Here is a 12885-nt window from a genome sequence, read left to right on the forward strand (position 1 = left end):
ATCGCGGAATCGCGGAATCGTGACCATTTCGCGACCATTCGCTCCGATCTGCCCCTTGTGCGAAATCCCTGGCTCGTTACTATCTGGAACTGGTCGCTCATTCCCGTGTGATCTCGCGGCGCCGCTCAGGCGGGTCCATGTCAGCGCGAACGAGGGGGCCCGGTACAGCGACAGGCTCGTGCTGATCGAACCACGGCAATATGGGAGCAACGCATGGCGAACGGAACCGTCAAATGGTTCAACGCTGAAAAGGGATACGGATTCATCACCGTCGACGGCGGGGGTCAGGACGTCTTCGTCCACTACTCCGCAATCGACATGGCGGGGTACAAGGTGCTCGAGGAGGGCCAGCAGGTCGTCTTCGAGGTCGGCTCCGGCTCGAAGGGGCCGCAGGCCGAGTCGGTCCGTCCGGCTTAGGCACCGCCAGGAACGTCCGAGGACGTCGTCGCCGCGCGCGACGGCGTCCTCGCGCATGTCCGCCGAGCCGCCTAGGCTGGCTGCATGGGGATCAGGGGGATCCACCGGCTCGCCACGGCGGCCGTCGTCGCAGCCTCGGCGCTGCTGCTCGCCGGCTGCGGGCCCTCGCTCGCCGACCTGGATCGACCGGTGCCGGACGACCCGGCGCCGCCGGTGGCCGTGGCCGTCGCGCCGCTGACCGGGCGCATCGTGGAGCCCGGGAGCCTCGCGCGCCCCTCGCTCGCGGCGAAGATCGACAACCACGGCGCCGCCCGCCCGCAGATCGCCCTGAATCGCAGCGACATCGCCTTCGAGGAGCTCGTCGAGGGTGGCATCACCCGCTACCTCGTCGTCTGGCATTCGGATGTGCCGGAGGAGATCGGGCCGGTGCGTTCGATCCGGCCCATGGACCCCGACATCGTCTCGCCGTTCGGCGGCATGATCGCCTACTCGGGCGGCCAGCCGCAGTTCGTCGAGATGATGCAGGACGCCCCGGTCGTCAACCTCGCCTTCGACACCGACACGAGCGGCCTGTTCCATCGCGTCGACGACCGCGAAGCGCCCCACAACGTCGTGCTGGACGCTCCGGCCGCGATGGCGGCGAACGCCGATCTCGCGCCGCCGCCGATCCAGTTCCGGTACGGCTCGGCCGATCCGCTGGCCGCGAAACGCTTCGAGGCCGCTGCGACCGACCGCATCGACCTCGTCTTCTCGGCGGCCCGCTACCCGAGCTGGGGCTGGGACGCCGACGCCGGGGTGTGGCTGCGTTCGCAGGAGGGCGAGCCGGATGCCGAGGCGTCCGGCGACCGGGTGCGCGCCGTGAACGTCGTGACGCTCAGAGTCGAGATCGACACGAGCGGCGAGGTTCCGCGCACGGTGATGGTCGGTTCGGGAGAGGCGTGGGTGTCGTCGGCCGGCCGCACGGCCCACGGGACGTGGGAGAAGAAGGACCGCGACGGGCGGATCGTCCTCACCGCCGACGACGGCCGGGCGCTTCCGCTCGCACCCGGCAACACCTGGGTCGAGCTGGTGCCCGACAACGGCGAGGTCGCGTTCTCGGGGTGAGCGCGGGCGCCGGCGCCCGCCTTGCACTCGTGTGCCCAGAGTGCCAGAATCGTCTTTAGCACTCCGCTCTCTCGAGTGCTAACCCCACGGTTCTTCGGACGTCCGGGAAGGGACGAGAAACACACATGGCAAAGATCATTGCTTTCAACGAGGAGGCCCGGCGCGGCCTCGAGCGTGGCCTCAACACGCTCGCCGACGCGGTCAAGGTGACCCTCGGCCCGCGCGGTCGCAACGTCGTGCTCGAGAAGAAGTGGGGCGCGCCCACGATCACCAACGACGGCGTGTCCATCGCCAAGGAGATCGAGCTCGAGGACCCGTACGAGAAGATCGGCGCGGAGCTCGTCAAGGAGGTCGCGAAGAAGACCGACGACGTCGCCGGCGACGGCACCACCACCTCGGTCGTGCTCGCCCAGGCGCTCGTGCGCGAGGGCCTCCGCAACGTGGCCGCCGGCGCCGACCCCATCACGCTGAAGCGCGGCATCGACAAGGCGACGCTCGCCGTCACCGACGCGCTGCTGGCCGCCGCCAAGGAGGTCGAGACGAAGGACGAGATCGCCGCGACCGCGTCGATCTCCGCCGCCGACCCGCAGATCGGCGAGATCATCGCCGAGGCCATCGACAAGGTGGGCAAGGAGGGCGTCGTCACCGTCGAGGAGTCGAACACCTTCGGCACCGAGCTCGAGCTGACCGAGGGCATGCGCTTCGACAAGGGCTACCTGTCGCAGTACTTCGTCACCGACCCCGAGCGCCAGGAAGTCGTCTTCGAGGACCCGTACATCCTCATCGCGAACTCCAAGGTCTCGAACATCAAGGACCTGCTGCCGATCGTCGACAAGGTCATCCAGACCGGTAAGCAGCTCGTCATCATCGCCGAGGACGTCGAGGGCGAAGCCCTTGCGACCCTCATCGTCAACAAGCTCAAGGGCATCTTCAAGTCGGTCGCCGTCAAGGCCCCCGGCTTCGGCGACCGCCGCAAGGCCCAGCTGCAGGACATCGCGATCCTCACCGGCGGCCAGGTCATCGCCGAAGAGGTCGGCCTGAAGCTCGAGAACGCGACGATCGACCTGCTCGGCCAGGCCCGCAAGGTCGTCATCACCAAGGACGAGACCACCATCGTCGAGGGTGCCGGCGACCCCGAGCAGATCGCCGGCCGGGTCGCGCAGATCCGCCAGGAGATCGAGAACACCGACTCCGACTACGACCGCGAGAAGCTGCAGGAGCGCCTCGCCAAGCTCGCCGGCGGCGTCGCCGTCATCAAGGCGGGCGCGGCCACCGAGGTCGAGCTCAAGGAGCGCAAGCACCGCATCGAGGACGCCGTGCGCAACGCGAAGGCTGCCGTCGAAGAAGGCATCGTCGCCGGCGGCGGCGTGGCCCTCATCCAGGCCGGCAAGACGGCCTTCGCCACGCTCTCCCTCGAGGGCGACGAGGCGACCGGTGCGAACATCGTCAAGGTCGCCATCGAGGCCCCGCTCAAGCAGATCGCGCTGAACGCCGGTCTCGAGCCGGGCGTCGTGGCCGCCAAGGTCGCCGAGCTGCCGACCGGTCAGGGCCTGAACGCCGCGACCGGCGAGTACGTCGACATGCTCGCCTCCGGCATCAACGACCCGGTGAAGGTCACCCGCTCGGCGCTGCAGAACGCCGCGTCGATCGCGGGCCTCTTCCTCACCACCGAGGCCGTCGTCGCCGACAAGCCGGAGAAGAACCCGGCCCCGGTCGCCGACCCGACCGGCGGCATGGACTTCTGAGTCCGACCCCGCACGACGCGAAGGGCGTCTCCCGTTCCGGGAGGCGCCCTTCGCCGTTCCGCGGGCCGACGGCCCGGCCGTCCGCATCAGGCGTCCGCCGGTCGTCGACCCGATCGCGTCACCGCATGAACAGGCGCGCATTCGCCTGCTCGGCCTCGAGGTACTGGGTGGCCGCCATGCCCAGCGCACCGTGCAGCCGGGCGAGCTGCTGCTCGACCTGCTGATGCAGCCCCCGCCAGTCCGAGACGGCGGCCTGGAAGGCGGTGGCCGCCTGACCCGTCCAGCTGCCCTGCAGGGCGTTCAGCTGCCCCATGAGCGAGCCGACGTCGGCCTGGATCCGGTCGATCGTGGCGCGCGTGGTCTGGGAGGCCTGCTGCACCTCGATGCTGTCGACCTGGAATCTCGTCATGGCTGCCTCCTCGGCGTTCGCCGTCGCCCGGTGCGACGGATGCCGTCACGCTACGCGGCGGCCGGGCGGAGATCCGGCCCGTTCCCCGAAGCCGTGGAGAACGCCGGCGGGCGACCCGCGTGTGGAGGAGAGGTCAGGACTCGGGCGCGGCGACCGGCTGCGGCGCGGCGGCCGAACCCATGAGCGGGAGCGCGATGCGGAACGTCGCCCCGCCGCCGGGGGTCTCGACGACATCCACGACGCCATTGTGGGCGGCGATGATCGAGGAGACGATCGCGAGGCCGAGGCCCGTGCCGCCCGTCTCGCGGGTGCGGGAGGTGTCGGCCCGCCAGAAGCGCTGGAAGATCTTCTCCCGGATCTGCGGAGGGATCCCCTCGCCGTGGTCGATGACCTCGAGCACCGCGCGCTCGGCGGCCTCGTCGACCGAGACGCGGATCTCGATGGGGGACTCGGTCGCGGTGAAACGCATGGCGTTGCCCATGAGGTTCGTGATGACCTGACGGATCTTGTTCTCTTCGGCGAGCACGACCGCATCGTGCGGCCCGCCGACGACGCGGACCGGGCCGGTCACGGGCGCGTCGGCCGGCGCGGCCGGCGCCGGGGCGGCGGGCTCGGCGCCCGTGCGGGCACCGTTCCGCCCGCGCCCGCGGCCTGCGGCATCCACCACGGGGGTCGGGCCCGAGTCCTTCGAGCGGCGACGCAGGCGGCTCAGCCTGGCTCCCGCGAACGAGAGCGGGCCGGTGATCGAGCGGCCGTTCTTCTCCGGCTGTGCGACGGACTCCTCGGTCTCGTCGGCGCCGGCCGTCTCGGCGACCTCGACCTCGGCCGGCGCGGCACCGGGCACGTCCTCGCTGAGGTCGGGGCTGATGACCGTCACCGTGCGGCCCGGATTGCCGGCCATCGCGTCCAGGGCGGCGTCGCGGGCGAGCGGCACCAGATCCACCGGCGTGAGCTCGAGCGGTTTGGTCTCGTCGAGGCGCGCGAGCGTCAGCAGGTCCTCGACGAGCAGGCCCATACGGATGGCCTCCTTCTCGATGCGGTCCATCGCCTGCGCGACGTCTTCGGAGCTCTGCAGCGCGCCCATGCGGTACAGCTCGGCATAGCCGCGCACCGAGACGAGCGGGGTGCGCAGCTCGTGCGAGGCATCGCCGACGAAGCGCCGCATCTGCTCGATGCTGCGCGCGCGGTCGCGGAAGGCGCGGTCGATGCGGTTCAGCATCGTGTTCAGGGAGCGGTTCAGCCGCCCGACCTCGGTGTTCGGGGTCGCCCCGCCGAGGCGCTGACTGAAGTCGCCCTCGGCGATCGCCGCGGCCGTGCGTTCGACGTCGCGCAACGGCGTGAACGTCGACGTGACGAGCATCCGGGTCAGCAGGGCGCCGACGATGATGACGCCGATCCCGAAGCCGAGGAAGATCGTGAGGTACGCCGCGAGCAGCTGCTGGGTGTCGCGCGCCGAGATCGCGATGATGACCGGCGACACGCTGCCCTTGTTGTCGCTCGTGACGAGCGAAGCGACGGCCCGGAAACTCGCCTCGCCGTCGGCGTCGGGCATCGAGAAGACGCGATACCCGTTCGCGTTCGCCCCGTAGACCTCGGCGACGGTGAGTTTCAACGGGTACTGCGGCCATTCGGCGCGCGGCCGATTCGCCCAGTTATGCGTGACCGGCGCCCCCGTCTCGGGGTTGTACAGCACGACGAGGACGTCGTCGGCGGCATTCTGCCGGATCTCGCGGCCGTCGAATCCGTCGAGGTCGGTGAAGTACTCCTCCAGGCTCGAGTCGGCGATCGTGACGAGCTTCTGCTTGAGCTGCTGCTCGACCCAGGAGCTCAGCATCGCCGCAGTCCCGATGCCCGAGACGAGCAGCCCCAGGGTGAGCATCAGCACCGTCACGCCCGTGATCTTCGAGCGCAGCGAGATGCGGTTCCACCGCTCGGACAGGGTCTGATGCATGGCTCGGCGAGTCTAGCTCCGGCAGTCTGGATCCGGCCTGTGCCGGCGCGGGCTAGGCCTTGGCCGTCTTCAGCATGTAGCCGAAGCCGCGCTTGGTCTGGATGAGCGGCTCGGAGGAGTGCTGGTCGAGCTTGCGGCGCAGATACGAGATGTAGCTCTCGACGATGCCCGCGTCGCCGTTGAAGTCGTACTCCCAGACGTGGTCGAGGATCTGCGCCTTCGAGAGCACCCGGTTGGGGTTCAGCATGAGGTAGCGCAGCAACTTGAACTCGGTGGGGGAGAGCTCGACGGGCGTGTCGCCGACGAGCACCTCATGCGTGTCCTGATCCATGGTGAGCTCGCCGGCGCGGATGACCGCGTCTTCGTCGGCATGCATCGTGCGGCGCAGGATCGCCTTGATACGCGCGACGATCTCGTCGAGCGAGAAGGGCTTCGTGACGTAGTCGTCGCCGCCGACCGTGAGGCCGGTGATCTTGTCCTCGGTATCGTCCTTCGCGGTGAGGAAGAGGATCGGGGCCGTGTAGCCGGCCGACCTCAGCCGCTTCGTGACGCCGAAGCCGTTCATGTCCGGCAGCATGACGTCGAGGATGATGAGGTCCGGCTCCTCTTCGAGGACCGCGGAGATGGTCTGCGCGCCGTTGGCGACGGCGCGGACGGCGAAACCTGCGAACCGGAGGCTCGTGGTCAGCAGGTCGCGGATGTTCGGTTCGTCATCGACGATGAGAATGCGTGGTCCGTCGCTCATGATCACAGTCTCTGCGTATGCCCTGTGTCTTTCCTGAGAACAGCTCGGATCTGTGCCAGACTCGCACCATGTCTGAGCTGGGGAAGACGGTCATCGTCGGCGGCGGACTCGCGGGAGCCCGCGCCGCGGAAGGGCTTCGAGACGCCGGATACGAGGGCTCGATCGCCCTCGTCGCAGCGGAGGGCAAACTGCCCTACGAGAGACCGCCGCTCTCCAAGGGCTACCTGCTCGGCGACGACGAACTCGACGTCGTCTTCCCCCACGACGAAGCCTGGTACGCCGATCACGGCATCGAACTCCACCTCGCGAGCCTCGCCACCGCGCTCGACGCCGACGCGCACAGCGTCGAGGTCGAAGGCCGCCGCATCCGCTACGACCGCCTGCTCATCGCCACCGGCGCGAGCCCCCGGCGCTTCCCCGGCCCCGGCGGCCGCCTCCGCGGCGTCCACCACCTGCGCCGCATCGAAGACGCCGTCGCCCTCCGCACCGCGTTCGAGGGCGAGCCGAAGCGGGTCGCGATCATCGGCGCCGGATGGATCGGCCTCGAGGTCGCCGCAGCCGCCCGCCACCACGGCCACGAGGTCGCCGTCTTCGGGCGCGGCTCGATCCCGCTCGAAGCCGCCGTCGGGGCAACCATCGGCGAGATGTTCGCCGAACTGCACCGCGAACACGGCGTCGAGCTCCGCATGGGCGTCGAGGTCGACCGGCTCCGCGAAGCCGACGGCGCCGTCGACGCCGTCCTCACCGCCGACGGCGCGATCCACGAGGCCGACATCGTCGTCGTCGGCATCGGCGCAGCCCCCAATACGGCGCTCGCAGCATCCGCCGGGCTCACCATCGAGGACGGGATCGCGACCGACGCCGCCTTCCGCACGAGCGCGCCCGAGGTCTTCGCGGTCGGCGATGCCGCGAGCACTCTGAACCCGACCCTCGGCCGGCGCATCCGTGTCGAGCACTGGGCGAACGCCCTGAACGCCGGCTACGCCGCCGGCCGCTCCATGGCCGGCGAACGCATCGCCTACGACGAGATCCCCTACTTCTACACCGACCAGTACGACCTCGGCATGGAGTACTCGGGGTACGGTGAACGGGCGGCGCACGCCCGCCTCGTCATCCGCGGCGACCTCGCATCCCGCGAGTTCATCGGCTTCTGGCTCGACGAAGGGCGGGTGGTGGCCGGCATGAACGTCAACGTGTGGGAGGTCAACGACACCGTGCAGCAGCTCATCCGCTCCGGCCGGCGCGTGAACCGCGACCGGCTCACCGACCCCGACGTCCCCCTCGAATCGCTGCTCGAGGGCGAGTGAGCGCCCCGGAGGCCCGGGCCCGCCCCGGCATCCGCCGCATCGGGGGTCGCGACTTCGACTTCGAACGGCGCATCGCCGTCATGGCGATCGTGAACCGCACCCCCGACTCCTTCTACGACCGCGGCGCCACCTTCGCCCTCGACGCCGCCGTCGCCCAGGCCGAACGCGCCATCGCCGAAGGCGCCGACATCATCGACGTCGGCGGCGCGAAATTCGCCCCCGGCCCGCCCATCCCCGTCGGCGAGGAGATCGACCGCGTCGTGCCCGTCGTCGAACGCCTCGCCGGCGCAGGTGCGGCGATCTCGGTCGACACCTTCCATCCCGCCGTCGCCCGGGCCGCTCTCGAAGCCGGCGCGAGCATCATCAACGACACCACCGGCATCCACGACCCCGAGATGGCCGACGTCGTCGCCGGCCACGACGCGGGCATCGTCGTCACCCACAGCCTCGCCGCCCCGCGCACCGTCTACCCCCGCCCGGCCTACGGCGACGTCGTCGCCGAGGTCCGCGCCTTCCTCGCCGAACGCGTCGCCCTCGCCCTCGCCCACGGCGTCGCCCCCGAACGCATCATCGTCGACCCCGGCCACGACCTCAACAAGAACACCCGGCACAGCCTCGAACTCACCCGCCGGCTGGGCGAGATCGCCTCCCTCGGCCACCCGACGCTCGTCGCCCTCTCGAACAAGGACTTCATCGGCGAGAGCCTCGGCCGCGAACGCGAGGACCGGCTGCCCGGCTCGCTGGCCGCCGCCGTGTATTGCGTCATGCGCGGCGCCCGCATCGTCCGAGTGCACAACGTGCGCGAAACCGTCGACGCCATGCGCATGATCGAGGCGATCGAAGGGTGGCGGGAACCCGCATACCTCCGCCACAACATGGGCGAGGCCAACCCGTGAGCCTCGACATCGCCGCCATGCGCGAGGCCTACGCCGTCGCCGACCGGGCAGCGCCCCGGCTGCGGGCGAACTTCATCGCGAGCCTCGACGGCGCCGCGACCGTCGGCGGCCGGAGCGGCGGGATCGGCGGCCCCGACGACCAGCGGCTGATGGGGGTGCTCCGATCCCTCGCCGACGTCGTCATCGTGGGGGCGGGCACGATCCGCGCCGAAGGCTACGGGGCGCTCAGGCTGAGCGACGAGGATGCCGAATGGCGAACGGATGCCGGGCTGGCGCCGCACCCGCCGGTCGCAGTGGTCTCGGCATCCCTCGACCTCGACCCGGCCGCCGCGCTGTTCGCCGAGGCGCCCGTGCGCGCCATCGTCGTCACGACCGAGCGGGCCGACCCGGAACGCCGTGCGGCGCTCGCCGAGGTCGCCGACGTCTTCGACGGCGGTGCGGATGCCGTGGAGGCGACGCGGCTGGTCGGCATCCTCACCGGGCTCGGCCATGCCCAGATGCTCTGCGAGGGAGGGCCGCACCTCTTCGGCACCCTCGCCGCAGCCGATGCGGTCGACGAACTGTGCCTGACGCTCTCGCCGCGCCTCGTGGGCGGCGCCGCCGGCCGCATCCTGCGCGGCGCCCCCGAGCTCGACACCCGGCTCGCGCTCGTGCACGCGCTGCCGGCGGGCGATCTGCTCTTCACCCGCTACGCGCGGGGCTGAACGAGGCGACGCGGTTCACGCCGCGAGGGCGTCGGCATCCATGATCGTGTAGCTGTAGCCCTGCTCGGCGAGGAAGCGCTGTCGGTTCTGCGCGAAGTCCTGGTCCACGGTGTCGCGCGAGACGAGGGTGTAGAAGTTCGCCGAGAGGCCCGACTCCTTGGGGCGCAGCAGGCGGCCGAGGCGCTGGGCCTCCTCCTGCCGCGAGCCGAAGGAACCCGAAACCTGGATCGCGACGGTGGCCTCGGGCAGATCGACCGAGAAGTTCGCGACCTTCGAGACGACGAGCACCGGTGTCGTGCCGTCGCGGAATTCCTGATACAGGCGTTCGCGCTCCTCGATGGGGGTCGAGCCGGTCAGCTGCGGGGCGCCGAGGGCTCCGGCGAGTTCTTCGATCTGGTCGAGGTACTGGCCGATGACGAGGATCCGCTCGCCCGCGTGGCGTTCGACGAGGCGCTTGACGACGCCGAGCTTCGCCGGTGCGGTGGATGCCAGGCGGTAGCGCTCGTCGTCGGGGGCCGCGGCGTACTGCAGGCGCTCGCCCTGCGGCAGGTCGATCCGCACCTCGTAGCAGGCGGCGGGGGAGATATAGCCCTGTGCCTCGATCTCCTTCCAGGGCGCGTCGAAACGCTTGGGTCCGATGAGGCTGAACACATCGCCCTCGCGGCCGTCCTCGCGCACGAGCGTCGCGGTGAGCCCGAGGCGGCGCCGTGCCTGGAGCTCTGCGGTGAGCTTGAAGACGGGAGCGGGCAGCAGGTGCACCTCGTCGTAGACGATGAGGCCCCAGTCGAGGGCGTCGAGGAGGGAGAGGTGCGCGTACTCGCCCTTCCGCTTGGCGGTGAGGATCTGGTACGTCGCGATCGTGACGGGTTTGATCTCCTTCAGCTGCCCGGAATACTCGCCGATCTCCTCCGGCGTCAGCGACGTGCGCCGCAGCAGTTCGTCGCGCCACTGCCTGGCGCTGACCGTGTTCGTCACGAGGATGAGCGTCGTCGTCTTCGCCGTGGCCATCGCACCGGCGCCCACGAGGGTCTTGCCGGCGCCGCAGGGCAGCACGACGACGCCGGATCCGCCCGTGAAGAAGTTGTCGACGGCATGCTGCTGGTAGTCGCGCAGCTGCCAGCCGTCCTCCTCGAGCTCGATCGGATGCGGGGTGCCCGGCGTGTAGCCGGCGAGATCCTCGGCCGGCCAACCGAGCTTGACGAGCTCCTGCTTGAGCTGCCCGCGCGCCCACGCCGCCACGAGTCGGCTGCCGGCGTCGATCGGTTCGCCGAGCAGCGGGGCGATGCGTTTGGCGTTGGTGACCTCGGTGAACACGGCGACGTCGTCGCTCCGGAGCCGGAGGGCGCCGTCGTCGGTGCGGTCGATCACGAGCCGCCCGTATCGGCCGACGGTTTCGCGCATGTCGACCGACACCGTCGCCGGCACCGGGAACTTCGAGTACCGCTCGAGCGTGCCGATCATGTCGTCGGCGCTGTGCCCGGCCGCGCGCGCGTTCCACAGCCCGAGCCGCGTGATGCGGTAGGTGTGGATGTGCTCGGGTGCGCGTTCGAGTTCGGCGAAGACCGCGAGGTCGTGCCGCGCGTCTTCCGCGAGGGGATGCGCGACCTCGAGCAGCACGGTGCGATCGCTCTGGACGATGAGGGGGCCGTCGGACATGACCGCCCAGTCTACATCCGCAGGCCGCACGGCGGCCGGAAGCGCACGCTATTCCGCGATGGCCGGCGCGATGGCCGCGATCGCCGAAAGCGGCAGGGTGCGCTCGATGTCGGTGCGGCGATCCCGCGCCCGAAGCCGGCCGTTCGCGACGCTCGACGGGGCGAGCAGATAGTCGGAGACCTCGCCGCCGGGCATCCGCACGCTGACCGTCAGGGTCTCCTTCGACCGGGCGGCGGATTCGAGCTGGCGGGCCAGCCAGCCGGCCTCGGTGGCCTCGCCCGAGGCCTCCCGCACGCGGTCGACGAGTTGTTCGAGCGGGTCGACGGTCGCTTTCGGCTGCGCGATGCGGCCGAGCCGGTTGCGGCGCAGGCGGACGATGCGGCCCTCGGCGTCCTCGGCCGCCGCCGGGTAGCGGGCGTCGGAGAGCGCCCAGAAGACGATGTCGATCGGGAAGCGGGAGCCGAGCCGATCGTCGCCGAGCGGCATGAGGGCGATCGGCGCGAGCCCCTGGTCGACCTCGAGGGTGCGGAGCACCGCGGCGTCGTCGGCCCGCACGACGCTCCGCGCGGGCGCGTCGTCGGCGGTCGCCTCGGTGACGCGGATCGAGCCGAAGCGTTCCGAGGACTCGGCGAGCAGGTATTCGAGCGGCTGCGGGATGCCGGTCAGCGAGACCCGGTCGAGGAAGGCGCGGATCGCATCGGCCGTCTGCCCGGCTGCGAGAGCCCGGTTCACCGAGGCGGGCGTGACGCGGTAGCTGGATGCCAGGTCGCGCCCCTCGATGTCGGCGAAGCCGCGCAGCTGCGCATCCACCGCCGGCTCGAGCGGGCCGGGGGCGACGATCGTGAGGTCGTGCTGCACGTAGACCCGGTCGACCTGCTCGGGGAACAGCGCTGCCATCGCCGATTCGGCCTCGGCGAGGCGGCCGGCCAGCACGGCGCGGCCGGCGTCGGAGGGGTCGCCGGCGATGGTGATGCCGAGCGCCTCGGCCTCGCGGAGTACGGCTTCGGCGGCCTCGCGGAGGCGCGTGCCCCCGGCAGGATAGAACCACGCGACGTCTTCGCGCAGGGCTTCGGCGGTAACGGCGTCGCCGCGGCGGTTCGTGAGTTCGAGCAGTTGCGGGCGGATGCCGCGGAGCCAGATCTCGGCGAGCTCGCGCCACCGGGCGGCGTTGCCGAGGCGGAGCCAGTCGGCGCCGGCATCCGTCTCCAGCCATTCGGAGCCTTCGCGGACGATGAACCCGGCCCGTTTGGCGATGCCGACGAGCTCGGGCAGCTGCTCGAGCTCCATCGTGGCGGCTTCGGCGAGCCGCCGGGCGTCGGGGAGGGCGAGGCCGCCCTTGGCGAGCTCGCGCGCCGGCTGGGTGGAGAGCTGGACGATGACCTCGGCGAGGCCGGTGACGGTGGCGTGGGCGATCTCGGCTGCGCGCCGTTCGGCGAGGCGGCGGTCGACGCCGTCGGGGCCGGCGACCGGAATGGGCGAGGGGGATGCGGCGAGGGCTTCGGCCGTCGGCAGCGAGTCGCCCAGCCGGTCGAGGACCCGGCGCGCGAGCAGGGGCGGCACGAGCAGCGCGTCGCCGCCGGTGCCGATGACGAGGAAGAGCTCTTCGAGCAGGCCGAGGGCGGCCGCGAGCCCGTCGCGCACCGCGGAGCCGGCCCCGAGGGCTTCCAGCTCTGCGGCGATGCCGTCGACGGTGGCGGCGCCTGCGGCATCCGCCCGACGCGCCGCAGCGGCCAGGACGGCCAGCGTCGGCCGACCGAGACGTTCGAGGGCGGCGTCGACGGCGTCCGTGGCGAGCAGGGCGTCGGCGAGGTCGAAGACGTCGACTGCACCCGTCGCGGTGAAGCTGCGCCGGCGCAGGCCGTCGAGCAGCGCTTCCCGGGGAAGCGCGTCGAGGTGCGCGGCGAGTCCCAGCATCAGCCGGAGATCGATGCCGGGGGGTTGTCGGGGGCCA

11 protein-coding genes are annotated in these 12885 nt (G+C 71.1%); 6 read left to right on the forward strand and 5 right to left on the reverse strand.

Going from position 1 to position 12885, the window contains the following annotated elements; genetic code table 11:
- Nucleotides 1–213 precede the first annotated feature (213 nt).
- The 3 genes from G127AT_RS11855 to groL all read left to right on the forward strand — a co-directional run bounded on the left by G127AT_RS11855 (nt 214) and on the right by groL (nt 3266).
- Entirely contained in the window at nt 214–417 is a 204-nt protein-coding gene (locus G127AT_RS11855) for a cold-shock protein (protein WP_210897139.1), read from the forward strand.
- An 84-nt stretch (nt 418–501) separates the two neighbouring features.
- The gene (locus G127AT_RS11860) at nt 502–1521 is read left to right on the forward strand and encodes a DUF3048 domain-containing protein (RefSeq protein ID WP_210897141.1); all 1020 of its coding nucleotides are present in this window, start codon (nt 502–504) and stop codon (nt 1519–1521) included.
- A 125-nt stretch (nt 1522–1646) separates the two neighbouring features.
- The gene (gene groL, locus G127AT_RS11865; RefSeq protein ID WP_210897143.1) at nt 1647–3266 is read left to right on the forward strand and encodes a chaperonin GroEL; all 1620 of its coding nucleotides are present in this window, start codon (nt 1647–1649) and stop codon (nt 3264–3266) included.
- Between the two features lie 118 nt (nt 3267–3384).
- On the opposite strand, the gene G127AT_RS11870 is transcribed toward groL, so the two are convergent.
- The 3 genes from G127AT_RS11870 to G127AT_RS11880 all read right to left on the reverse strand — a co-directional run bounded on the left by G127AT_RS11870 (nt 3385) and on the right by G127AT_RS11880 (nt 6371).
- Complete coding sequence (locus G127AT_RS11870) at nt 3385–3675, reverse strand: WXG100 family type VII secretion target (RefSeq protein ID WP_210897145.1); 291 nt, start codon at nt 3673–3675, stop codon at nt 3385–3387.
- 133 nt (nt 3676–3808) lie between these two features.
- Nucleotides 3809–5626, reverse strand: a complete 1818-nt coding sequence (locus tag G127AT_RS11875) for a sensor histidine kinase (RefSeq protein ID WP_210897147.1) — start codon at nt 5624–5626, stop codon at nt 3809–3811.
- A 52-nt stretch (nt 5627–5678) separates the two neighbouring features.
- The gene (locus G127AT_RS11880; protein ID WP_210897149.1) at nt 5679–6371 is read right to left on the reverse strand and encodes a response regulator transcription factor; all 693 of its coding nucleotides are present in this window, start codon (nt 6369–6371) and stop codon (nt 5679–5681) included.
- Between the two features lie 68 nt (nt 6372–6439).
- Here G127AT_RS11880 and G127AT_RS11885 point away from each other — a divergent pair, with 68 nt between their 5' ends.
- From G127AT_RS11885 to G127AT_RS11895, 3 genes are read left to right on the forward strand one after another with little or no spacing between them, the layout of a single operon-like run.
- The gene (locus G127AT_RS11885) at nt 6440–7678 is read left to right on the forward strand and encodes an NAD(P)/FAD-dependent oxidoreductase (protein ID WP_210897151.1); all 1239 of its coding nucleotides are present in this window, start codon (nt 6440–6442) and stop codon (nt 7676–7678) included.
- Entirely contained in the window at nt 7675–8574 is a 900-nt protein-coding gene (folP, locus tag G127AT_RS11890) for a dihydropteroate synthase (protein WP_244857557.1), read from the forward strand. Before G127AT_RS11885 ends, folP begins: the two co-directional genes overlap by 4 nt.
- Nucleotides 8571–9278, forward strand: coding sequence for a pyrimidine reductase family protein (locus tag G127AT_RS11895; RefSeq protein WP_210897153.1), 708 nt, complete (start codon nt 8571–8573; stop codon nt 9276–9278). The genes folP and G127AT_RS11895 overlap by 4 nt, the downstream gene beginning before the upstream one ends.
- 15 nt (nt 9279–9293) lie before the next feature.
- Here G127AT_RS11895 and G127AT_RS11900 read toward each other — a convergent pair whose 3' ends face one another.
- A complete protein-coding gene (locus G127AT_RS11900) occupies nt 9294–10934 on the reverse strand; it encodes a DNA repair helicase XPB (RefSeq protein WP_210897155.1) in 1641 nt (546 codons plus the stop codon).
- Nucleotides 10935–10982: 48 nt separating this feature from the next.
- Nucleotides 10983–12848, reverse strand: coding sequence for a helicase-associated domain-containing protein (locus tag G127AT_RS11905; RefSeq protein ID WP_210897157.1), 1866 nt, complete (start codon nt 12846–12848; stop codon nt 10983–10985).
- Between the last annotated feature and the right edge of the window lie 37 nt (nt 12849–12885).

The organism is Agromyces archimandritae (genome assembly GCF_018024495.1).
Classification (GTDB): Bacteria; Actinomycetota; Actinomycetes; order Actinomycetales; family Microbacteriaceae; genus Agromyces; species Agromyces archimandritae.